Consider the following 22332-nt stretch of genomic DNA (forward strand, 5'->3'; position numbering starts at 1 on the left):
TATTATACCAAATATAAAGGAATTTTTTGAACAATCTTAGTAGATACCCTTTAACACTTAGTGGGAATAATATAGAAAAAAAACGACAAGAGATAAAAGAGTATTTTCACAATACATTTAACCTTTATGAAAAAGTATTTGAACTTTTAAAAAATGATGATGTATTTTATACAAAGTCAGAAGTGACTCGTCATCCAATGATATTTTATTTCGGTCACACGGCAACTTTTTTTGTAAATAAACTAATCAATATGAAGATAATAAACAAAAGAATAAATGCAGATTTTGAATCTACTTTTGCTGTTGGTGTAGATGAGATGGCATGGGATGATACAAATACGAAAAACTATGCTTGGCCTAGTGTTGATGAAGTTAGAGAGTATAGAGTTAAAGTAAAAGAGTTAATAGATGAGTTGGTAATGACTTTACCTTTAGCGCTACCTATAAAGCAAGACTCTGATATGTGGATAATTTTGATGGGTATAGAACATGAAAGAATTCATATAGAAACTTCACTCGTTTTACATAGGCAGATGCCAATTGATTGTATAAAAGAAGTCTCTTCTTTTAGAGAATGTACACATAATGGTATAGCTCCAAAAAATGAAATGCTAGATATAGAAGCTCAAAATATAAGATTAGGTAAAGATAAATCTCATAATTTATATGGTTGGGATAATGAGTACGGAGAGTACGAAGAAGAGGTTGGAGAGTTTAAAGCTTCAAAATTTTTAGTCTCAAATGAAGAGTTTATGAAGTTTGTAGATGCTAATGGTTATGAAAAACATGAATATTGGGATAAAGAAGGTTTAGAATATTTAAAAAATTCAAATGCTAAATTTCCAGTTTTTTGGGTAAGAAAAAATGATAAATTTTATTACAGGACTTTAAGTAAAATTATAGAGTTACCAATGAATTTTCCAGTAGAGGTAAATGCTCTTGAGGCAGAGGCGTATTGCAGATATAAAAGTTCAGAGGATAATGTCACATATTTGCTACCAAGTGAAGCAGAATATAGAGCTATTTATAATCGTTCAAACTTACAAGATTTACCAGAATTTCATGAGAGTAGAGCAAATTTAAATTTTTACCATTATGCAAGTTGTTGTCCTGTAGATGAGTTTAGTTTTAATGGCATCTATGATGTAGTTGGAAATGTTTGGCAATGGAGTAGAACATCAATTTTTGGTTTTGATGGCTTTGAAGTACATGAGGCTTATGATGACTTTTCTGTTCCTACTTTTGATGGTAAGCATGCACTTATAGTAGGCTCATCATGGGCAAGTAGTGGAAATTTAATTATGAAACATTCTCGTTACGCTTTTAGAAAACATTTTCCTCAATTTTCTGGATTTAGATATGTTGTTTTAAACAGTATAGATGCTAAAGTTAGTGCCCCAAGGACACTTGCTTCGGGGCATATTTATGAAAGCGATGAACTTGTATCTCAGTACTGTGAATTTCAATATGGAGATGAGCATTTTGGAGTAAAAAACTTTGCTATTGAGATGGCAAAAATAGCTTCAAAATACTCAAGTAAAAAAGCAAAAGCACTTGATTTGGGTTGTGCAACGGGTAGGGCAACTTTTGAACTTGCAAAAAGTTTTGATAAGGTTGAAGGCATAGACTTTTCTGTTCGTTTTGTTCAAGTTGGCTCAAAGTTAAAAGAAGATGGTTTTGTAGCTTTTCATACAAAACAAGAAGGTGAGATAGTAGAAAATAAAAAGCTTACAATAAAAGAATTAGGATATGATGAATTAAGAAAAAAAGTTTCATTTTGGCAAGGTGATGCCTGTAATTTAAAGCAAAATTTTAACTCTTATGACATGATAATGGCAACAAATCTTATAGATAGACTTTATAACCCAAGACTCTTTTTAGACACAATAGATGAAAGATTAAATAAAGATGGAATTTTGATAATAGCATCTCCATATACTTGGCAAGAGAGTTCTACAAAAAAAGAGCTTTGGCTTGGTGGCTATATAGATGCAAATGGTGAAAATATTAAAACCATAGATAGCTTAAAAGAGATACTTTTAGAAAAGTTTAAACTTATTCATTTACAAGATTTAGAATTTGTTATAAAAGAAACTCAACGAAAGTATCAACACACAATCTCAGAAGTTAGTGTTTGGAAAAAAAGATGAAATATAACTTTTCTTCCTCAGCATCTAGACAAAATACAAATGCAGAAAAATATACTTTAAGAGAAGAATTGTTTGGCACAGAAGATATTATGCCTGTTTGGGTTGCAGATATGGATATAGACACACCAGAGTTTGTACTAGACGCGGTTAAAGAGAGGCTAAAGCATCCAATTGTTGGCTATGAAGAGGTTCCATCAAGTGCATTTGAAGCTCAGATAAAATGGATAAAAGATAAACATGGCATAGAGTTTGAGCTTAAAGATATGTTATATTCTCACTCTGTTGTGGCATCTATGAGTTTGGCAATTGATGCTTTTAGTGATATTGGCGATAAAGTTATAGTCCAAACTCCAATATATCCTCCATTCTTTTATAGTGTAAAAGAGTATAAAAGAGAGTTGTTAAAAAACCCTCTAAAGCAAGATTCTAATGGTAGATATACCTTTGATATAGATGATTTAAAATCAAAGATAGATACCAATACAAAACTTTTACTTTTATGCTCCCCGCATAATCCAGTTGGAAGAGTTTGGTCAAAAGATGAATTAGAAGAGATATTACAAATTTGTCTTAAGCATAATATAGTAGTTTTTAGTGATGAAATTCATTCAGATTTAGTCTATCATCCACATAAACATATACCTTTTGCATCTTTAAATAAACAAGCAAGAGATATAACTATAACAGCTATTGGTGTTGGAAAAACATTTAACATGGCTGGTTTTGCTATGAGTAGTGTTGCCATTACAAATAAAAAACTTAGAGATAAGTATAAACAGAGCTATAATCGTGTTCATTTTGCACAAGGAAGTGTACTTAGCCATGTAGCATTTGAAGCAGCATATAAGAACGGAGATGAGTGGAACAAAGAGTTGTTGGAGCATCTAAACAAAAACTATCAAAGTTTAAAAAAATTATGTGAAAAATATGAAAGAAAAATAAAAATACTACCTATAGAAGCAACTTATTTAGCATGGTTAGATTGTAGAGGAATGAACCTTAGTGACAAAAAATTAAGAATATTTTTTGTTGAGCAAGCAAAGCTTGGACTTAATGCGGGTCTTAGTTTTGGAAGAGAAGGAAGTGGGTTTATGAGGCTTAATTTCGCTATTTCAACTTTGCAAATGCTAGAAGTAATTAAGCGATTAGACAAAGCACTTAGGATAAACTAAGATAGATAATAACTTAATTAGGAATAAATATGATAGATATAAATTGGGTAGAATTTAAAGAATATAAAGAACATTCAGTAAAAGATGATAACTTTGAAATACTTTTGGATTTTATAAAAAGTTACTATAATATGTCAAATCCAATCGAGGTATATGATACATTAAGAGAAGATAGTACTGGTAGATTAATGCTTAAAAAAAGAGATATTACAGATGCCGAAGGTTTAGAAAACTTTATGTTTCAACAGTAGTATGAAAAACAATTTACAAAAGATTATAAGTTTTATAGATAAGCATCATGTTATGAGCCTTGCATCTACAGATGGAACAACTCTTAGTGTTTGTAATCTTTTTTATGCCTTTGATGAGAATGAAGTTTCTTTTGTAGTTGCAAGTAGTGAAGATACCACACATATACAAAATATTCTAAAAAATCATTTAGTTGCAGGAAGTGTAGTTTTAGAGACTAAAACAGTTGGTAAAATTCAAGGTTTACAATTTAGGGGAGTTTTTTTACCTTTAGAAAATGAGAAGTTAAAAAAAACATATTTTAAAACTTTCCCTTATGCTATTGCCTTAAAGCCAAAACTTTGGCAGATAAAAATAAATTACTTTAAAATGACAGATAATACATTAGGTTTTGGTAAGAAAATTATTTGGCAAGAGGCTTTGCTTTAAAGAGATTACAGTCACTTCCACTGCTTTGAAAAACGACAATAGATGGAATTTGTTGTGCTTTAAAACCATAAGCTTTACAACCATGAGGTTTATCTTTTTCCCAAGTTACAAAATAGTGTATGCATCTTCTACAATTAATTCTTTTCATAAATCTCTTCTTTTTAAGTGTAGAATTCTAGCATATTAGGTAAAATAAAAGATTAAATTTACTAAAAGAGATACTTATATGGATAAAATATTATTGATGCTACAACTCCAAGCACAGCTAAATGATGCAACAAATGGAGAGGAATGGACTAAAGGTATTACTAAAAATTCTAAAGTTATTAACTGGAAAAGATGTATATATATGGAATGTGCAGAAATGATAGACAGCTTTTCTTGGAAACACTGGAAAAGTATTGATAAAGAAGCTGATTGGGATAACTTACAGATAGAAGTAGTTGATGTTTGGCACTTTATGATGAGTTTAGCGATTGAAAATTATTCAATCAACCTAAAAGGTGGTATTGAAGATTTAGCAATAAATATCTCAAATCTTGAATCTTTTAGTAAAATAGAAAATGAAAATGAATTTTTTGGTTATCAAGATGATGTAATAAAAAAAGTAGAGAGTATCATGCTAGCATCTCTTAGTTTGCAAGAGTTGGATTTGGAAGTTTATATAGAGGATTTTTTTGCACTAGTTACCCTTAGTGGGCTTGACCTAGATACTTTATATCGTTTATATGTAGGTAAAAACATTTTAAACCAATTTCGTCAAGATAATGGTTATAAAGAAGGTTCTTATATAAAAGTCTGGAATGGAGTAGAAGATAATATTATAATGAAAAAAATATGGGAAGAACATAGTGATATTAAGCCAGAAGTTCTTTACAAAGAGTTAACAAAACTATATATATCTCTAAATAAAAGATAACTATAATTGAGTGATATTTTAGAAGTTAAAGAGCTTTCTTTTGGCTATAAAAAAGATTCTTTACTTTTTGATAAATTAAATATAAATCTTAAAAAAGGTGAGATAAAAGCTATTGTCGGGGAAAGTGGTGCTGGAAAAAGTACAATTTTTGAGCTTATTCTTGGAAACTTAGAACCATTACATGGAAATATACTGTGCGAGCGAGTATCCCAGGTTTTTCAAGATCCATATAGTTCTTTTCATCCAAGTTATTCGTTAATAAATCAAATAAAGGATATTGCCTCAATAAAAAAAATTGACATCTATTTAAAAAATATGAATCTTGAGTATGAACTTCTAACAAAACTTCCACATGAACTTTCAGGTGGACAACTTCAGCGTGCTTCTATTCTAAGAGCTATGCTAATGCAACCATCATTACTGTTACTAGATGAACCAACATCAGCTTTGGACAATGTTATACAGTTAGAAGTGATGAATATGCTAATGAACTCTCTTGGTGAAATGGGGATGTTGCTTATCACACATGACTTAGAACTTGCTTCTTGGTGTGCTGATGAGATTATTATGATATAACTATGTTACACACTAAAGCTACGAAAAATTTATTTTCGAGATTTACAATGTAATTATTTTAAAAAATATTTCACAAGATAGAATCCACCACCTGCCATAAATATACTGCCAAAAGCATTTAGTGAAACATTTGCTAATGCTAAAAGAATATGTCCGCCTTCAAGTAGTAAAAAACTCTCTATTGCAAATGTTGAGTAAGTTGTTAAAGCTCCAAGTACTCCTGTTGAAAGAAATGACTTAGCTGGCATAGAAAATATAGAAGTGTACATAAAGTAAGCAATCAGTAAACCCATGAAAAAACTACCTATAAGATTTACTCCAAGTGTTCCAAATGGAATATCATGTGGTAGCTTATGTGAAATTAAACCATTAAAGTAAGCTCTTAAGATTGCACCTATAAAGCCTCCACTACCTATGGCTAGGATTGTTTGCCAACTCATCGTCATACACCTTTTGCATTTGAATTCTTAAATCATTTAACCAATTTTTATTACTCTTATCGGCATAAAAAGAGTCAAGAAAAATTACCTTTATTTTTCCTGGCTTATAATACAATCTTTTTATATCATAATATTTAGCAGTTTGCATTAATACAATTGGTTGAACTTTTAGTTTATATTTATCAGCGATTAGCTTTGCTCCTGATTTAAATGGAAGCATTTTACCTTTCGTTGAGCGTGTTCCTTCTGGAGCCATTGTTATAACTCTACCTTTATCTATTCTATCTTTAGCTGCTCTAAGTAGTTTGACAAGTGAAGTTTTACTCTCTCTCTCGACAGGTATGTCTTCATTAAACTTAAGAACTAATCCAAATAAAGGAACATTAAAAAGTGATTTTTTGGCTACCCAAGATATATCACTTCTGGTACTTGTTTCTATTACACCTATATCTAAATCACTTTGATGATTAAACAAAAACATTTGAGCTTCTAAGTCTTCTTTTCCAACAATTTCAGTTGAGAAAAAAATACTTAGTCTCATAAACCATGAAGAAAGTTTTCTTGTGTATGGGCGTGGTAAAAAATAGTAAAATACTATCTGTATAAATAAGGATATAAAAACTATAATTGTGGCATATAGCCAACTAATTTGAGCAAATATCTTCATTTTTAACCCATCCTATTTTTTCATTATGTAGTTTTACTTTTATAAAGTTCTTTACATTTCCTTCTTTTTGTAAGCGGTACTCTCTATTGGTTATCTCAAAAATAGTTCCATTTTGTACAGGGAGCAGATATATTTTTGCACCTACTTTTATACATATTTCTTTAGAGGGAATAGCTAGATATCCTATATATGTTAAAGGAATAATAATGAAGACTAAATAGATGTATCTTCTTCTAATAAGTATAAAGATTGTTGCAAGAAGAGCAATCGCTCCTGCTATTTTCATCTTTAAAATTTCTTTTGATTGGTCTCTTGGTTTTAAGTCAGTTTGCGTTGTTACGCTATCATCACTTACTATAATGGGAATAGTTATTAATGAAAAACCATTACGCTTAAGATTAAAAAAAGAAAAAGAAAGATATTCTAATTTTTTATCAATGATTGCATAGTAAAGTATCTTAGAGTCAAAATATGATTTTGTTATAGATTCAACACCCTGTTTATAAACATTTTGAAGTTTAAAAGCAGATATATCGCAGTTCGTTGCAGTAGCATTGAAAATTACAATATTATGTTTATTGTCATAAGTAGAGGTTTTGTAGTTTAAAAGTTCAAAAGAGGTTGCAACTATATTTGCAAAATTCTTTTTTGGATTTAATGTAACTACATCTAGTGTATGAGTTTTAAGGGTGGTTTTTTTATATATTGTTTTGTCATCATCATGTAGAGTTGCTGTAAACTCAGGAAGTGAAGCAGTGCTAGATGTAACTAAAAAATAAAATGTATCATGAATATATTTCGAGTCTTTGTCTCTGTATGGAATAGAATTTAGGACTTGTAACCCTTCGTGATTTGTAAGTTCATAGGTAATATTTGTAAAATCTTTTACAGTAGAGAGTGTTTTTAAAGTTATAGAGAATATCTGCCCTTTAATAACTCTTTGAGGTGCTTCTTCTATACTTAAGTATATGACTTTTTGTAAATTAATTTGATTTGTTGTTTCATTTGATTCACTAATATTATGAGAAGATACTATATCTTGTATAACATTTGTATTTTCATTAGAGCTTAGAGTTGTTAAAAAAAACAACCCCAAAAATAGTAAACGTATCACGCTTGAGTAAACCCTTGAAGCATCTTGATTCCATCATCGCTTCCAAGAAGTAGTTCCATCGCTCGTTCAGGATGTGGCATTAGACCAAATACATTTTTTTGCTTGTTACAAATTCCAGCAATTGATTCAACACTTCCGTTAGGATTTTTGATCTCTCCATTTGAATCTGTATATTTTAATAAAATCTGATTATTCTCTTCTAAATCTTTTAAACCATCAGAGTTTATAAAATAATTACCATCATGATGAGCTATAGGAATATTTACAACATCATTATTATTGAGCTTATTTAGAAAAGTATTATCATTATTTATAACTTTTAAATTATGATATTTTGATATAAAATGAAGATGTTTATTTCTCTTAAGTGCTCCAGGAAGAAGTCCTGCTTCAGTTAAAACTTGAAAACCATTACAAATACCAAGAACTTTACCACCTTTATTTGCATAATCTTCAACTGCCCGCATAACTGGGCTAAATCTTGCAATTGCCCCACTTCTAAGATAGTCACCATAAGAAAAACCTCCTGCAATAACAAGAAGATCTGTATCACTAGGGATTGTTTGGGATTTGTGCCATATTAACTCAGTTTTGGCACCTAAATCATTAAAAGCATGCTTAGTGTCATATTCGCAGTTTGTTCCTGGAAATTGAAGAATAGAAACTTTTATCATTTCTCTCTCCTTTACACTAGTTCGATTTCGTAATCTTCAATCACTGTGTTTGCCAAAAGGTCTTCGCACATTTGAGTTACATCTTCTTTAGCTGTTTCTTTGTTGTCAGTATCTAATTTCAAGATAATTTGTTTTCCAACACGGACATCATTAATGCCTTTAAAATGAAGTGAGTCAAGAGCGTGGTGAACTGCTTTACCTTGAGAGTCTAAAACTCCTGCTTTTAAGCTGACATTTATTATTGCTTTAATCATGATTTATTTTCCTAATATTCTATTTAATACTTCTTCATATGCTACAGCTAAGCCACCTAAACCTTGACGAAATCTATCTTTATCCATCTTCTCACCACTCTTTATATCCCAAAAGCGACAATTATCTGGAGATATTTCATCAACTAATATGATATTACCTTGAGAGTCTTTTCCAAACTCTAATTTAAAGTCAACTAGGTTAAGACCAATTTCTGCAAAATAAGGTTTAAGTATGTCATTTACTTGACGAGCCATTCTTCTAAGCTTATCTAATTCATCTTGATGTTCAACTAATTCTAATATAAGAGCATGCTGATCATTTAGTTTAGGGTCACCTAAATCATCATCTTTATAATCAAATTCTACAAGAGTAAATGGAAGTACTTTGCCATCTTCTATACCAAGATTACGAGTAAGGCTTCCTGTAGCAATATTTCTAACAATGACCTCTATTAGGATTACATCAACTTTGGTATGAAGCATGTGATTGTCGTCAAGCATTTTTACAAAGTGAGTTTTTATTCCATTTTTTTCAAGAAGTTTAAAAAGTTCAGTTGAGATCTTATTGTTAAGAGCACCTTTACCAGCCTCACTAGATTTTTTCTCACCATTAAAAGCTGTTAAATCATCTTTAAACTCTGAAATTACTAAGTTTTCATCATCTGTTAGAAAAAGTCTTTTTGCTTTTCCTTCGTAGAGTAGTTTTCTTTTTTGCATTCGTTTTTATCCTTTTACAATCATTAGTGCTTTTATAATGTCAACTGATTCTTTTAACTGAATATCTTTATATAACATTTCTTTTGTAATTATATCTTTTTTAGCTTTAGCTTTAGTTTTCTCTTTCTCGCCATCTACTTTAGTAAGTTCTTTTTCTAAATGTTTTTTTAAATCAGCTTCTTTTATCGAAAAAGTGCTCTCTTGAGTTTTGACTTCACCTGCAAATACTTCTATATCTGGAGTAACACCAACTGCTTGAATTGTTCTACCACTTGGAAGATAATACCTTGCAATAGTAAGTTTAATAGCTTCTTTATCTGTGATTGGCAGAACAACTTGAACACTACCTTTTCCAAAAGTTTTCTCACCAATAATTACTGCTCGCTTATGGTCTTGAAGCGCTCCACTAACGATTTCAGAAGCACTAGCACTACCTCCATTAACTAAAACCACTAAAGGCACTTTTGTTAAAGTTTTACTTGTAGATGCTTTATACTCTTGTTTATTGGATTCTTTACGACCTTTTTGTGAAACTATTTTACCATTATCAACAAAAATATCTACAAGTCCAACAGCTTGGTCAAGAAGTCCTCCTGGATTGTTTCTTAAATCAAGAATTATTCCTTTTGTAGTGTTTTTCTTTTTATTTATGGCTTTTTGTACATCTTCAACAACTTTTTTATCAAAGCTCGTTACACGAATATACTGAATTTTTTTATCTATTATTTTAGTATATACGGACTGAATAGTTATAATACCTCTGACAATATGAATAGGGAGTGGTCTAAGTTCACCTTTTCTAACGATTGTGATGTCAATAGGGTCACCAACTTTTCCTCTCATAATGGAGACAGCTTCATCTATTGTCATATTTAGAGTTGACTCTTTATTTATTTTTAAAATAATATCACCAGCTTTAAGTCCTGCTTTATCTGCAGGAGTCCCTTCAATTGGCGCAATAACAGTTAATGCTCCATCTTTTATACCAACGGTTATACCAAGTCCTCCAAATTCACCACTTGTTTGTACTTTTAGCTTTTTATAATCTTTTTGAGTTAAAAAGTTTGAATGTGCGTCAAGATTATTAAGCATTCCTTGAAGTGCTTTATCCATTAGTTCTTCAATAGTTATATCATCTACATTATATTGTTCAACAATGCTTATTACTTTTGTAAATTTAGCCAAAGCTTGAAGTCTTGAAGTTTCTTTTTTAGCAACTTTTGTCTGTTTTGCAAATAAATTTGCGGAAAAAAGTAGTGAGAAGACAACAACAACTGTTGCAAATCCAAAAGTTATATATTTTTTATTTTTAAGATGCGGCATTTAGTGCCTCCTTGTGACTTATAGTTCTTAATCATTTTTATTCCTACTATGTATTTGAAAGATAGATATTATAGTAAAAAGCTGTTTAAATAACAAATCTAATTATTTCATTTAATATGCTAAAGTGTTGATATTGTTACAATAATAGTAACTTAATATAATTAACAAGGGGTCAAATCATGGAATCATTATCATTTCTTATATTAGTTGGAGTTGTACTTTCTCTTGGTGCTTTTTTATTTTTTGAAAATAGAGCAATACAAGCTCATAAATCAAAAGATGCACAAAGTGATAGTTTAAGTGATAGTTTTAAGCAATACAATACATCTAAAAATGTAGTATATTTTTTCATATCTAGTTTTTTTATAACACTTATATTAGCAACTGTTGGACATAGCTCAGATTATGGTCTTATGCATGCACTTTTATATATTTTTACTACAACATTTGCAGGTTCAACGCTTATCTTTGTATTAAAATTACAAAAAAAATTATTAATAAAAGTTTTTGCTACTTTTCTTTATGGAGTTCCGCATATTGGAGCATCCGCATTAGCATTTTTAGTAAAATATTTAACAGTCTAAAAATTTAGATTGATATACAATAATTAAATATTAAATTTTTTTTAATATAATACAAAATAATTTAATATTAGGCATATATAATGAGTACAATAAAAGAGTATTTAACAACAGACCATACCAAATGTGATGAGCTTTTTGCTGCTATGGAAGATAGTGCAAATAAGTCTATTAAAGATGCTAAAGCAGCTTATGAAGCATTTACAGCTTCAAGTGAAAGACACTTTCAAATGGAAGAAAGAGTTATGTTTTTGGAGTTTGAAACAAAAACAGGAATGACTCAAGGTCCAACAGCAATGATGCGCCACGAACATGAGCAGATGCGAACTCTTATTGCGCAGATGGGTGAAGCAATAGTAGATGAAAATAAAGATAGATTTTTTGGACTCTCTGAAACACTCATGATTTTAATGCAACAACATAATATGAAAGAAGAGCAGATGCTTTATACTATGGCTCAACAACATTTAAGTGCTGATTCTGACAGAATAGTAGATATGATGGAGTCAATGATTGCAGAGTAAAGTTGTAGGAAGTATTTATGGAGCTTAATGGCTTATCGATTGACCAAGCACCTCCTATATCAGCACCAGTAAGGTTTTATTTAACTGCACCACTTTTTGCAATTTTGGCTGGTTTTTTTATTTTTTTTAGTGATGCTTCTATTTTAAGTAGCAGATATTCAATTGATTCTATTATAATAACTCACACATTAACTATAGGCTTTTTATCTTTTATAATGCTAGGTTCGCTAACACAGATGCTTCCTGTTTTAGCTGGTGTTGTTATTCCTAAAGTAGATAAAGTTTCTAAAATTGCACATATATTTTTAGTCATAGGTCTGATATCTATGATATTTGGCTTACTAAGAGAAAATGCAAGTGCAAATATTTTAGCAATGATACTTTTAGGAAGTGGCTTTACAATGATGATAACAGTTATAGCTATGGCAGTTACTAAAGTTAAAAATTTTAACGCAACTGTAAAAGCTATGAGTGTTAGTCTTGTTTTTGCAACTTTAACTATTCTCATGGGTGTCTTTTTACTTTTCACTTATGTAAATAATGATGTAGCTCAATATAGAAATATGATAGCAAATGTACACAGTGTTTGGGGTGTTTTTGGTTTTGGGGGTATCTTAATCATTGGTGTGACTTTTCAAGTTCTTCCAATGTTTTATGTTGCTCCAAAATTTAAACAGTTTTGTAAAAAAAAAGTTGTTTGGCTTATTAGTTTTGGTCTCACTCTTTGGCTACTTACTAGTATATTTTATGAACCATTAACAATACTTGGCAAAACATGGATTTCTATATTTTTTTGGGCATTTGCTACAACAGTTTGGCTAAAACTTACTCGTCGTAAACGACCTATTGTTGATGTGACGGTTTGGTATTGGAGAAGTGCTAGCATTTTACTAACGATTGGTGCATTTATTTGGATTTTTGATGAATACTTTAGGCATGAGTATATTGTTATGGTGGCTATCATACTTGGGGGTTTTATACTTTCCATAATGATGGGAATGCTTTATAAGATACTTCCATTTTTAGTTTGGTTTCATTTAAATGCTATGGGCTATATGACTATACCGACAATGAATGAGATGATAAATAAAAAGTTAGCAAAAATACAGTTTATTCTTTATATAGGTTCTTTAGTTGGTTTTATTTTTGCTTTTTATATGCCAGAATTACTAAAAATAGCCGCACTAAGTTTTATAGTAAGTATGATGATTTTACAATATAATGTCATTGCACCGATGTTAATATATAGAAAAATTAAAAAAACAAAACCAGATTTTGATATGAGTGCGTTTAACACATAAAGGATATAGGTGATAAGAACTCAAAGTGGAAAGTGCAAATGCTTAGCACTTCAAAAAGTTCAATGCAGGGAGGCACTAAATGCTGAGTCTTAAAAACATTATTTTGATTGGCTTCATGGGAGTAGGAAAGGGCAGTGTGGCTAGAGAAGTCATAAAACATTCTAACTACATGACTATGGATACGGATGATTTAATTGAGAGTATAGAAAATAAGAAAATAAAAAAAATCTTTATTGAAGATGGTGAAACGCACTTTAGAAATCTTGAAAAAGATGTGGCTACTTGGCTTGAGTATAGTGTCAAAAATACTCTTATCTCAACAGGTGGTGGCTTTTACAAACAAAAAAATCTTAAAAAAATAGGAACAGTTGTTCTACTTGACTCGCCTTTTGATAAAATCATTAAACGAATAAAAAATCATCCAAATGCATTTAAAAAGCTTAAAAAAAGACCATTACTGCAAAACTTAGAAGAGGCAAAAAAACTTTATGATGAGCGTCGTCCAGAATATTTGGCTTTGGCAGACATTATTATTGATGTTACAAAAAAAAGTGTGCTAGAATGTTCAAAAGAACTTCTTAAAAAGGTAAAAAATAATGCGTAAAATATTATTATATATAATAATTACATTTGCTTCAACACTTATAGCGAGTGAAGTGAACTGGGCAAAAGATTTTAAAGCTGGGATAAAAGAAGCGTCAAGATTTAATAAGCCTGTTTTATTTATATCTTCAAGACATACTTGTAGATACTGTGTGATATTAGATAATACAACTTTAAAGAATAAAAAAGTTATAGATGCTTTAAACAAAGACTTTGTTTCGATTATCTCATATAGCGATGAAAATGATTATATACCAAGAGAACTTTACCAACCTGGTACTCCGGCGATTTGGTTTTTACTACCATCAAGTGAACCAATGTATCAGCCAATTATGGGGGCTATTAGAGCAAAAGATTTTTTAGAAGCTTTGAGTGTTGTAAAAAAAGAGTTTGATAGTTCTAAAAAAAGAGGAAAATAAAAATGATGTTTATAAATACAAAAGATGAAAATTTTACAAGTAGCTTTGATGAACTTCTGTTAAGAGGACAAATGGATATAGCTGAAGTTAGTTCTATTGTTGGTACACTTCTTAATGAGATAAAAATAGATAAAAATAAAGCTTTAAAAGAACATATAGCTAAGTTTGATAAGTGGACTCCTTTAAGTGATGATGATTTAAAAATATCACAAAAGTCAATGAGTGAAGCCTATAATAATATAGATGCTAAACTAAAAAGTGCTTTGCATTTGGCATATGATAGAATTAAAATATATCATGAAAAACAAAAACCAAAATCTTGGTTTGACACAGAAGAAAATGGAACTATCTTAGGACAAAAAGTAACTCCTGTTGATAGTGCAGGTTTATATATACCTGGGGGGAAAGCAGCCTATCCATCTTCTCTTTTAATGAATGTCATACCAGCTCAAGTAGCTGGAGTTGAAAATATTATAGTTTGTACTCCTACTCCAAATAACGAAGTAAATGAGCTTTTACTTGCAGCTTGTCATTTATGTGGTGTAAGTGAGGTTTATAAGGTTGGAGGTGCAAGTGCTGTTGGTGCAATGGCTTATGGGACAGAGACTATTCCAAAAGTTGATGTTATAACAGGACCTGGAAATATTTTTGTAGCAACTGCAAAAAAAATGGTTTTTGGTGATGTAAATATCGATATGATTGCAGGACCTAGTGAAATAGGTATTTTAGCAAATGACAGTGCAAATCCTTCACATTTAGCGGTTGATTTATTATCTCAGGCAGAACATGATGAGATGGCAAGCTCTATTCTCATAACTCCATCACAAAAATTAGCTGATGAGGTAAGTATAGAGATAGAAAACTGGCTTAAAAAACTTCCTCGTGAAGAGATTGCTAGAAAATCTATTGAAGAAAGAGGTGCTATTATAGTGACTCAAGATATGGATGAAGCGATAAAACTTATGAATGAAATTGCTCCAGAGCATCTAGAAATAGCTACTGATAATTCTTTTGAATTTTTACCATTTATAAAACATGCAGGGGCAATCTTTTTGGGACATAATACTCCTGAAGCAATTGGTGATTATGTTGCTGGGCCAAATCATACTCTTCCAACTGGAGGAACAGCAAAATTTTTCTCTCCACTCGGAGTTGAAAATTTTATGAAAAAAACTTCAATAATCTCTTTTTCAAAAAAAGGCATAAATGAGATAGGTGAAGCATGTGCACTTATCGCAAAGACTGAGGGTTTAACAGCTCATGAACAATCAGTTAGAGTTCGTTTAAGTAATTAATACTATAGTAGATAAAAATTAAAAAAAAAGGAATATTATGTTACATCCTGCAACAACTCATTTCGCAATAGTTCTTCCTCTTATCTCTTTATTGATAGGTTTAATCTATCTGATTAAACCTAGTGAACCTATGTCTAAGTTGTCTACACGCTTTATTTTATTTTCTGCTCTTTTTATGATTGTTGCCTTTTTTACGGGTAAAAGTGATGGTAGTGAAGTTTATATGTTTATCTCAGGAGAAGGTCAAAAAGTATTACTAGAACACAAGCAGTTTGGACTATATTTAACAATTGTAATGGTATTTAGTGCAATTATAAAATTTTATGGTTATGCTACACAAACTCTAAAAGTAGAACTCTTTGCAATTATTTTAGTTGCTATTGTAAGCGGTGGAGTTCTATATCAAGGCAAGATTGGAGGAGAGTTGACTTATACTTATGGCGCTCATGTGTTAAAGCACTCCGAGGGAATGGATTGTCTTGATGACCCTGAAGAATTTTTAGAAGAAGATGATGAGTAGTTACCAAAATTACCCAAAAAAAAGATTTTATCAAAATTTTATCACTTTATAAGAATAGATTTAAGGTTTGTTTAGCTATTATTTTTACGAGTGAGAAGCCTATTTATTGATGATAAAGGCTTCTTTTAATATATATAATATAAAGTTATAAATCTTAAAGTTGTCACATTTATTGACAAAAGGAGAATATATGCAATTAGGTTTCCTCGTTGACCTACATCTTTGTATGGGATGTAAAGGCTGTGAAATCGCATGTAAAGTGGAAAATGAAGTTCCGCTTAGTACATGGAGGCTTCGTGTTAAATATGTAGATGTGGGAACTTTCCCTGATACAAGAAGAACATTTACCCCATTGAGATGTAATCACTGTGAAAATGCTCCATGTGAGAGAATTTGTCCAGTGTCAGCACTTCACTATTTAGATAATGGAATTGTAAACATTGACAAAGAACGCTGTATCGGCTGTGCAGGTTGTGTTATGGCTTGTCCTTATGGAGCAATCTATATAGACCCACAAACGCAAACTGCCGATAAGTGTACTTATTGCGCTCATCGTGTTGCTTCATCAATGATGCCAGCATGTGTTGTCGCATGTCCTGTTCAAGCAAATATTTTTGGTGACTTAGATGATCCAGCTTCAAATATATCTAAATATATTCAAGTTAATCAGAGTAATGTTCAAGTTCGTAAGCCAGAAAAAGGGACAAACCCTCATCACTTCTATACAAATGCAGGTAATGTAAATCTTAATCCTCTCGCATCTAGGAGAGAAGAAGGTTATTCACTCTTTGGCAAAATAACAACACTTCCAGTAGGAGGACACCACTAATGGCAACACATGAAATATTAGCAGCAACAAATGCTGTGGTAACTTTAGATGTAGCAATCCCAGGTATAGTATGGCCTTGGCTTGTAACAGTTAATATGTGGGCAAAAAGTATCGGTACGGGTGTGATTTTTATGCTATTTATGCTTATTAAAAAGTATCCAAATCAAGCTGTTGGACTAAAATTTCCAACTACTGTGGTTTCAATAATTTTTATTCATATCTTTTTACTTTTCACATTGGCAGATTTACATCAGCCATTTAGAATGTGGCATATCTTTTTCTATCCTAGTTGGAGTTCAGCTATTACAGTTGGTGCATGGATGGCGACTGCTTTTGTAGGCTTGTTATTCTTATTAGCATATGTAAGTTATGTACAAAAAAATGATGCAAGATTTGATAAAGTTTTAACTTGGGTTGTATTACTTGCAATTCCTGTAACACTTTATACAGCGGGACTGATGTCTCAATGTACAGCAAGAGAATTATGGCAGATGCCAACAGAATCAGCTCAAATGATTTTTGCAGCGTTACTTTCTGGGTCAGCATTTATGATTTTACTAGGTGGGAGCAAACTAAACTATGAAGCAAAAAGTTCTTTAGCGGTTGTTCTTGCATTAAGTGCAATGATGTCTTTCATAATGTACATGTCAGAATATATTTTTGGACCAATGAAAGCAGAAGAAGTAGCAGCAGTTTTAGAGTATATAAAAGGCGATGGCCCTTATACGGTAATGTTTTGGTTAGGTCAATGGATGGCTTATCTACTACCAATGATATTGGTTATGTTAAGTAGAACTTCAAAAAGCGAAAATATTTTAAAACTTGCGGCAATATTTGCGCTGATAGGTCTATGGTTAGTTAAACATGTTTGGCTAACAATTCCACAATTATTACCAATGAGTTAGGGGGTTAAAAATGAAATTTTTATTCTTGCCAATAGGCGAAGCTTTAGTGAGAGGAATTTTTCAAGAGATTCACTCTTTTGAAAAAGGAGAAATATAATATGTATTTACAAAGTAGAAGAACATTTTTAAAAGGTGCTGCATTTAGTGTTGCTGGTGCTGCTATTGCTAAAGGTGTGTTTACGACAGATGCTCTTGCAGAGTCTATAACTGATAGCAAATTTACAAATACTCCAGACTCATTATCTTTTTATCCTCCGATGGAAGAGTGGGCTGACTTTAAAGAGTTAGATGGAGATGATTGGAAAAGAGGTGGAATAGATCGTAAGGGTGTAAGAAGCGAATCTAACCCAGACGGTATAGAAGTAAATGATTATATGATTATTCCAACAGCATGTTCAAACTGTGAGGCTTCTTGTGGTCTTACTGCTTGGATTGATAAGAAAACATTTACTGTTAAAAAGTATATGGGTAATCCTCTTCATCCAGCATCTCGTGGACGAAACTGTGCAAAAGGTTATGCAACTCAGAGTCAAATGTATGATCCTGATAGAATAGCATTTCCTCTTAAGCGTGCAGCTGGTTCTGCTCGTGGTGAAGGTAAGTGGGTTCGTACTACTTGGGATGAAGCAATGACTACTATCGGTAAAAAGATGGGTGACACATTAGCTAAAGGTGATGAGTTATCTAAAAAAACTGTAATGTTTCATGTTGGTCGTCCAAATGAAAATGGATTTACTGGGAAAGTTTGGCATACACTTGGCTGTGATGCTTTTAACTCGCATACAAATATCTGTTCTTCTGGTGGTCGTGCACCAACTATTCAATGGGCAAATGATGATAGAAGTTCTCCAGATTGGGCAAATGCTAAGTTAGTCTTTCTTAACTCATCACACGCCGCAGATGCTGGACACTACTTTCAACAATCAGCTTCATTTATTGCAGATGCTAGAAAAAAGGGTGCTAAACTTGTAGTTATGGATCCTAGAATGTCTAACTCTGCTGGTATGGCTGATTTATGGATTGCTGCATGGCCTGGTACTGAGCCTTTAATTTATCTTTACTTAACTCAAAGAATATTGAATGAAGGTAAAGTAGATAGAGATTTTGTAAGAAAATGGATGAACTGGGAAGTATTTTTAAGTAATAAAAAATATTTAGACTTTATGGTTGAAAAAGGCTACATAGCTAAAGCTCCAGAAAAAGAAGATTTTGACACATTTTTAGATACTTTACAAGAACTTTATACTCCATATACTCTTGATTTAGTATCAAAAGAAACTAGGGTTCCTGCGCACAAACTTGAAGAACTGTACGATATGTTTATTTGGGCTGGAACTGCTGTTTCTTCATACTTCTGGAGAGCAACTGCTGCTGGTAATCGTGGTGGTTGGATGAGTGGAAGAACAGGATTCTTACCTATCGCTCTTCGTGGTGCTATTGGTCCTGAGGGTGGAACATTCTTCCATCATTTCCATGTAATTTCTGTTGCAGGAAAAGGTGGTAGTTCTACAGTTGGTCAAGGAAAACGAGGTTCAAATATCCCTAAAGTTGATGTTTATAATGAGCTTAGTTTCCCACCTGAATGGCCTCTTTCAGCTTATGAAATGTCATTTTTACTACCTCATTTATTATCAGATATTGAATGGCAAGAAAAATGGAAAGCAAAAGGATTAAATGTTCCTACGAAACTTTCAGTTTGGATTCCTCGTATGTATAATCCTGTGTGGATTAATCCAGATGGATTTAGATGGATTGAAACTATAAAAGATGAGAAAAAAATGGAGTTAACATTTAACTTGTCTCCTACTTGGTCAGAAACAAATTGGTATGTTGATTATATATTACCTGTTGGTTTAGCTGGAGAGCGACATGACCAACACTCCGAGGCAACGATGCCTGCAAGGTGGACATCATTCCGTCAGCCAGTTATGAGAGTTGCTCTTGAGAAGTCTGGGTGGAAACCTAAGAATCCAGCCAGAGCTACACTTGAAGCACACATAAAAGCTGGTCTTGGTGAAGTTTGGGAAGAAAATGAGTTCTGGTTTGATATGTGTGTTAATTATATTGACCCAGATGGAAAAATCTTTATCGATGATGCTAAAACAAAATCAATCAGATCAATGTGGGAATCTAAAAAAACACCAGGAACTCCAGTAACTATTGCTGAGTGGTATGATGCCGCATTTGGTGATAACTTACCAAATCTTAAAGCGACAGCTACCTCAGACTCAAGATATAAAAATGCAGAATTTCCAGTATATGAATATATGAGAGATCATGGTGCTTGGATGGAAGAGAACAATATCTACTCTGCACAAGAAAAGCCTGTTAAGTATGATGGAAGAACATTGACTGCTCATGGTCATGAATATGATAAGAGAGAATTGAGTATTGATAGAAAAACTGGTGTCGTGTATGCAGATGACCATAAAAGTAATACAAGATATAAAAATGCCAAAAAGCCTGTTGCTATTGAAATTGATGGAAAGATGGTTGAAGGTTTTGCAACTTTAGATAAAAAACTTGATTTCTTCTGTGAATGGTTAGCAGATGATTGGAAATGGCCAGAATATGCTATTCCATTTTATCCAAGAACTCCAAAAGAGAAAAAACAGATGGTTCATATCGTATCTCATGTTGATCACTCTTACATGACAGAGAAAAATTCGTATGCTTTAAATACAGTTTTCCGTTTGCCGTATAATATTCATACGCGTTCTGCAAACTCTAAGCATCTAATGGAAATTTCACAAAATCATGACCCGATTTGGATTTCAACTCCAGATGCTGCTCGTCAAGGTTTTAAACGAGGAGATGCTATCCGTGTAAACATTACAGATAGTGTAACAGGTTTAGATTCTGGATACTTTGTAGCTATGGCTGTTCCTACTGAAGGTGTTTTACCTGGCACATTAGCTTGTTCACATCATGGTGGTAGATGGAAACTTATAAACTCTGTTAGTATTCCTAATGGTGTTACAGATGGAAGAGTTGATTCGCAACCAGTTAAAAGAAATATGAATGACCCTAAATTTATAGCTCACACACCAAACAATGTTGGTAAAGAGGGTTCCCAAATAAAAATTGAAGACTATACAGGTAGTTCAGGCATAAATAGTTTTGGTGTTCCAACTGCTGAACTTCAAATGGATGGTAAAGAGGGCAAACTTAAATATGTTGAAGGAATCAAACCTTTTGCATCTGAGAGATTTGCTGAATATAATAAAGATAGTGGAAATATTTGGTGGGATGGACTAAGTGGTTCATGGCAAAATGCTGTTGCTGCTGCTCATCCAGACCCAATTTCTGGTATGCATTGTTGGCATCAAAAAGTTATTTTAGAACCTGCACAAGATGGTGATAAGATAGGTGATATCTATGTAAATTATGAAAATAACTTTAAAATTTACCAAGGCTGGAGAGATGAGTTAACTCGTGGTTTGGATGAAAACTCAGTTAAACGCCGTCCTCAACATATTAAGCGTCCGTGGGTGCCTTTATCAGATAAGGCTTACGCTGTAAATATTTCAAAATAATATTTGTAAGCAACCTTGTTCCATCTCTCCCGAGATGGAAATTGTTCATTTATAAATTAGTAACCAGCCCACAACATTCTAAGCCATAATCCCCAAGTAGATGTGTAACCAACTTCACTAAAAACTAGGTTTTTATTTTTATCATATATAAAAGTAGTTGGATAAGCTGCTATTTTAAACTCTTTTGCAAAAAAACCATCCTTATCATTTAAAACTTTATAGTCTAAGCCATTATCATACATATATTTTCTCAAATCATTGTTATCGCCAGAATTAACAGCAATACTAAGAACTTCAAAATTTTGAGATATCGTTTGTATATTTCCTGCTTCAACTTTACAAGTTGGACACCAAGTAGCCCAAAAATGAATTAAAATTGGTTTGTCTTTAGGAAAGTAATAGGTTTTAGAATCTATAAGAGTAACATTTATATTTTGCAAGGCTTCTTTATTCAAATCGCTACTTTTATATAAACTAATAGCGTTCATCAAAACTATCATAAATATAGAAAAGGTAAGTATCTCTTTCGCATAGTGTTTTAGTTTATCTCTCATAATATTTTCCATATTTTTTTTGTATTTTAACACTTTAGTAACTCTTTATAGATAATATAAATAAAAATAGGAGAATAAATGTTTAAAATTTATATGTTAGCTGTAATAGCTTTAATTTTCGTAGCTTGTGGTGTTGAAAGAGAACCCATGGTTAAGTCAGGTATGTTTCAATCAGTAAACTCTCAAGATGCAACTTTGGTTCAAAGTGGCAAAGAAAAAACTTCATGCAGTAGATGTGGCATGAACCTAGTTATGTTTTATAAAACATCGCATAAGGCGCTACATAATAACAAGCCTATTCAATACTGCTCTATTCATTGTTTAGAAGAGCATTTGGGTGAAGAAACTACTCTCAAAAATCCACAAGTAGTTGATGTAGCTTCTTTAAAATTTATTAATGTTGGAGATGCTTATTATGTTGTTGGTAGTAAAAAAAGAGGAACAATGAGTCAAGTAAGTAAGTATGCTTTTTTAGATAAAAAAATGGCTAAAAAGTTTCAAGATAAATATGGCGGTAATATTATGCATTTTAATGAGGCTTTAAATGTAGCTAAGAAAGATTTTAGATAGAGAGGGAAATC

General features: G+C 31.9%; 26 protein-coding genes. 17 read left to right on the forward strand and 9 right to left on the reverse strand.

Features of this window, described 5'->3' with window-relative positions:
• The first annotated feature begins 26 nt into the window (after positions 1 to 26).
• The 4 genes from ovoA to MOV42_RS03045 are packed head-to-tail and all read left to right on the forward strand — an operon-like array spanning position 27 to position 4000.
• Positions 27 to 2150 (forward strand): 5-histidylcysteine sulfoxide synthase, encoded by a 2124-nt coding sequence (gene ovoA, locus MOV42_RS03030; protein WP_324172338.1) that lies wholly within the window; start codon positions 27 to 29, stop codon positions 2148 to 2150.
• A complete protein-coding gene (locus MOV42_RS03035; RefSeq protein WP_324172339.1) occupies positions 2147 to 3322 on the forward strand; it encodes a PatB family C-S lyase in 1176 nt (391 codons plus the stop codon). The genes ovoA and MOV42_RS03035 overlap by 4 nt, the downstream gene beginning before the upstream one ends.
• A gap of 29 nt (positions 3323 to 3351) precedes the next feature.
• A complete protein-coding gene (locus tag MOV42_RS03040; RefSeq protein WP_324172340.1) occupies positions 3352 to 3573 on the forward strand; it encodes a hypothetical protein in 222 nt (73 codons plus the stop codon).
• A 1-nt stretch (position 3574) separates the two neighbouring features.
• Positions 3575 to 4000, forward strand: a complete 426-nt coding sequence (locus MOV42_RS03045; RefSeq protein WP_324172341.1) for a hypothetical protein — start codon at positions 3575 to 3577, stop codon at positions 3998 to 4000.
• Here MOV42_RS03045 and MOV42_RS03050 read toward each other — a convergent pair.
• Positions 3975 to 4148 (reverse strand): uracil-DNA glycosylase, encoded by a 174-nt coding sequence (locus MOV42_RS03050; protein WP_324172342.1) that lies wholly within the window; start codon positions 4146 to 4148, stop codon positions 3975 to 3977. The two genes, MOV42_RS03045 and MOV42_RS03050, sit on opposite strands and share 26 nt — an antisense overlap.
• Positions 4149 to 4226: 78 nt before the next feature.
• On the opposite strand from MOV42_RS03050, the gene MOV42_RS03055 reads away from it, so the two are divergent.
• Complete coding sequence (locus tag MOV42_RS03055) at positions 4227 to 4919, forward strand: dUTP diphosphatase (RefSeq protein WP_324172343.1); 693 nt, start codon at positions 4227 to 4229, stop codon at positions 4917 to 4919.
• A 6-nt stretch (positions 4920 to 4925) separates the two neighbouring features.
• The gene (locus tag MOV42_RS03060) at positions 4926 to 5495 is read left to right on the forward strand and encodes an ATP-binding cassette domain-containing protein (RefSeq protein ID WP_324172344.1); all 570 of its coding nucleotides are present in this window, start codon (positions 4926 to 4928) and stop codon (positions 5493 to 5495) included.
• Between the two features lie 53 nt (positions 5496 to 5548).
• Here MOV42_RS03060 and crcB read toward each other — a convergent pair whose 3' ends face one another.
• Genes crcB through MOV42_RS03095 form a run of 7 tightly spaced genes read right to left on the reverse strand, consistent with a single transcriptional unit; the run spans position 5549 to position 10684 of the window.
• On the reverse strand, positions 5549 to 5935 hold the full coding sequence (gene crcB, locus MOV42_RS03065) for a fluoride efflux transporter CrcB (RefSeq protein WP_324172345.1): 387 nt from the start codon (positions 5933 to 5935) through the stop codon (positions 5549 to 5551).
• On the reverse strand, positions 5904 to 6602 hold the full coding sequence (locus MOV42_RS03070; RefSeq protein ID WP_324172346.1) for a lysophospholipid acyltransferase family protein: 699 nt from the start codon (positions 6600 to 6602) through the stop codon (positions 5904 to 5906). Before MOV42_RS03070 ends, crcB begins: the two co-directional genes overlap by 32 nt.
• The gene (locus MOV42_RS03075; protein ID WP_324172347.1) at positions 6580 to 7716 is read right to left on the reverse strand and encodes a hypothetical protein; all 1137 of its coding nucleotides are present in this window, start codon (positions 7714 to 7716) and stop codon (positions 6580 to 6582) included. Before MOV42_RS03075 ends, MOV42_RS03070 begins: the two co-directional genes overlap by 23 nt.
• Complete coding sequence (gene purQ, locus MOV42_RS03080) at positions 7713 to 8387, reverse strand: phosphoribosylformylglycinamidine synthase subunit PurQ (RefSeq protein WP_324172996.1); 675 nt, start codon at positions 8385 to 8387, stop codon at positions 7713 to 7715. The genes MOV42_RS03075 and purQ overlap by 4 nt, the downstream gene beginning before the upstream one ends.
• A 14-nt stretch (positions 8388 to 8401) precedes the next feature.
• Complete coding sequence (gene purS / locus MOV42_RS03085; RefSeq protein WP_324172997.1) at positions 8402 to 8641, reverse strand: phosphoribosylformylglycinamidine synthase subunit PurS; 240 nt, start codon at positions 8639 to 8641, stop codon at positions 8402 to 8404.
• Positions 8642 to 8647: 6 nt separating this feature from the next.
• Positions 8648 to 9361, reverse strand: coding sequence for a phosphoribosylaminoimidazolesuccinocarboxamide synthase (purC, locus tag MOV42_RS03090; protein WP_324172348.1), 714 nt, complete (start codon positions 9359 to 9361; stop codon positions 8648 to 8650).
• Positions 9362 to 9367: 6 nt separating this feature from the next.
• A complete protein-coding gene (locus tag MOV42_RS03095; protein ID WP_324172349.1) occupies positions 9368 to 10684 on the reverse strand; it encodes a S41 family peptidase in 1317 nt (438 codons plus the stop codon).
• A gap of 179 nt (positions 10685 to 10863) precedes the next feature.
• Here MOV42_RS03095 and MOV42_RS03100 point away from each other — a divergent pair, with 179 nt between their 5' ends.
• The 10 genes from MOV42_RS03100 (at position 10864) to MOV42_RS03145 (ending at position 21197) form a co-directional block, all read left to right on the forward strand.
• Positions 10864 to 11268, forward strand: a complete 405-nt coding sequence (locus MOV42_RS03100) for a hypothetical protein (RefSeq protein ID WP_324172350.1) — start codon at positions 10864 to 10866, stop codon at positions 11266 to 11268.
• Between the two features lie 80 nt (positions 11269 to 11348).
• Positions 11349 to 11789 carry a hemerythrin domain-containing protein gene (locus MOV42_RS03105; RefSeq protein WP_324172351.1) on the forward strand — a complete coding sequence of 147 codons (441 nt, stop codon included), beginning with the start codon at positions 11349 to 11351 and terminating at the stop codon, positions 11787 to 11789.
• A 17-nt stretch (positions 11790 to 11806) separates the two neighbouring features.
• Entirely contained in the window at positions 11807 to 13090 is a 1284-nt protein-coding gene (locus MOV42_RS03110) for a hypothetical protein (RefSeq protein WP_324172352.1), read from the forward strand.
• Positions 13091 to 13169: 79 nt separating this feature from the next.
• Positions 13170 to 13694 (forward strand): shikimate kinase, encoded by a 525-nt coding sequence (locus MOV42_RS03115; RefSeq protein ID WP_324172353.1) that lies wholly within the window; start codon positions 13170 to 13172, stop codon positions 13692 to 13694.
• Positions 13687 to 14112, forward strand: a complete 426-nt coding sequence (locus MOV42_RS03120) for a DUF255 domain-containing protein (protein ID WP_324172354.1) — start codon at positions 13687 to 13689, stop codon at positions 14110 to 14112. Before MOV42_RS03115 ends, MOV42_RS03120 begins: the two co-directional genes overlap by 8 nt.
• Positions 14113 to 14114: 2 nt before the next feature.
• Positions 14115 to 15407: a histidinol dehydrogenase gene (gene hisD, locus MOV42_RS03125; protein WP_324172355.1), complete on the forward strand. Its 1293-nt coding sequence runs from the start codon at positions 14115 to 14117 to the stop codon at positions 15405 to 15407.
• Between the two features lie 37 nt (positions 15408 to 15444).
• The gene (locus MOV42_RS03130) at positions 15445 to 15927 is read left to right on the forward strand and encodes a DUF2231 domain-containing protein (protein ID WP_324172356.1); all 483 of its coding nucleotides are present in this window, start codon (positions 15445 to 15447) and stop codon (positions 15925 to 15927) included.
• 190 nt (positions 15928 to 16117) lie between these two features.
• Positions 16118 to 16756 carry a 4Fe-4S dicluster domain-containing protein gene (locus tag MOV42_RS03135; protein WP_321779075.1) on the forward strand — a complete coding sequence of 213 codons (639 nt, stop codon included), beginning with the start codon at positions 16118 to 16120 and terminating at the stop codon, positions 16754 to 16756.
• Positions 16756 to 17661, forward strand: coding sequence for an NrfD/PsrC family molybdoenzyme membrane anchor subunit (gene nrfD / locus MOV42_RS03140; RefSeq protein WP_324172357.1), 906 nt, complete (start codon positions 16756 to 16758; stop codon positions 17659 to 17661). The genes MOV42_RS03135 and nrfD overlap by 1 nt, the downstream gene beginning before the upstream one ends.
• Positions 17662 to 17759: 98 nt before the next feature.
• Positions 17760 to 21197, forward strand: a complete 3438-nt coding sequence (locus tag MOV42_RS03145) for a molybdopterin-dependent oxidoreductase (protein ID WP_324172358.1) — start codon at positions 17760 to 17762, stop codon at positions 21195 to 21197.
• 56 nt (positions 21198 to 21253) lie between these two features.
• Here the strand turns inward: MOV42_RS03145 and MOV42_RS03150 are convergent, their stop codons facing one another.
• Positions 21254 to 21763: a redoxin domain-containing protein gene (locus tag MOV42_RS03150; RefSeq protein WP_324172359.1), complete on the reverse strand. Its 510-nt coding sequence runs from the start codon at positions 21761 to 21763 to the stop codon at positions 21254 to 21256.
• Positions 21764 to 21829: 66 nt separating this feature from the next.
• Between MOV42_RS03150 and MOV42_RS03155 the strand changes: the two genes are divergently transcribed.
• A complete protein-coding gene (locus tag MOV42_RS03155; protein WP_324172360.1) occupies positions 21830 to 22321 on the forward strand; it encodes a nitrous oxide reductase accessory protein NosL in 492 nt (163 codons plus the stop codon).
• Positions 22322 to 22332: the final 11 nt, after the last annotated feature.

Source organism: Sulfurimonas sp. (genome assembly GCF_029027405.1).
Taxonomy (GTDB): Bacteria; Campylobacterota; Campylobacteria; order Campylobacterales; family Sulfurimonadaceae; genus Sulfurimonas.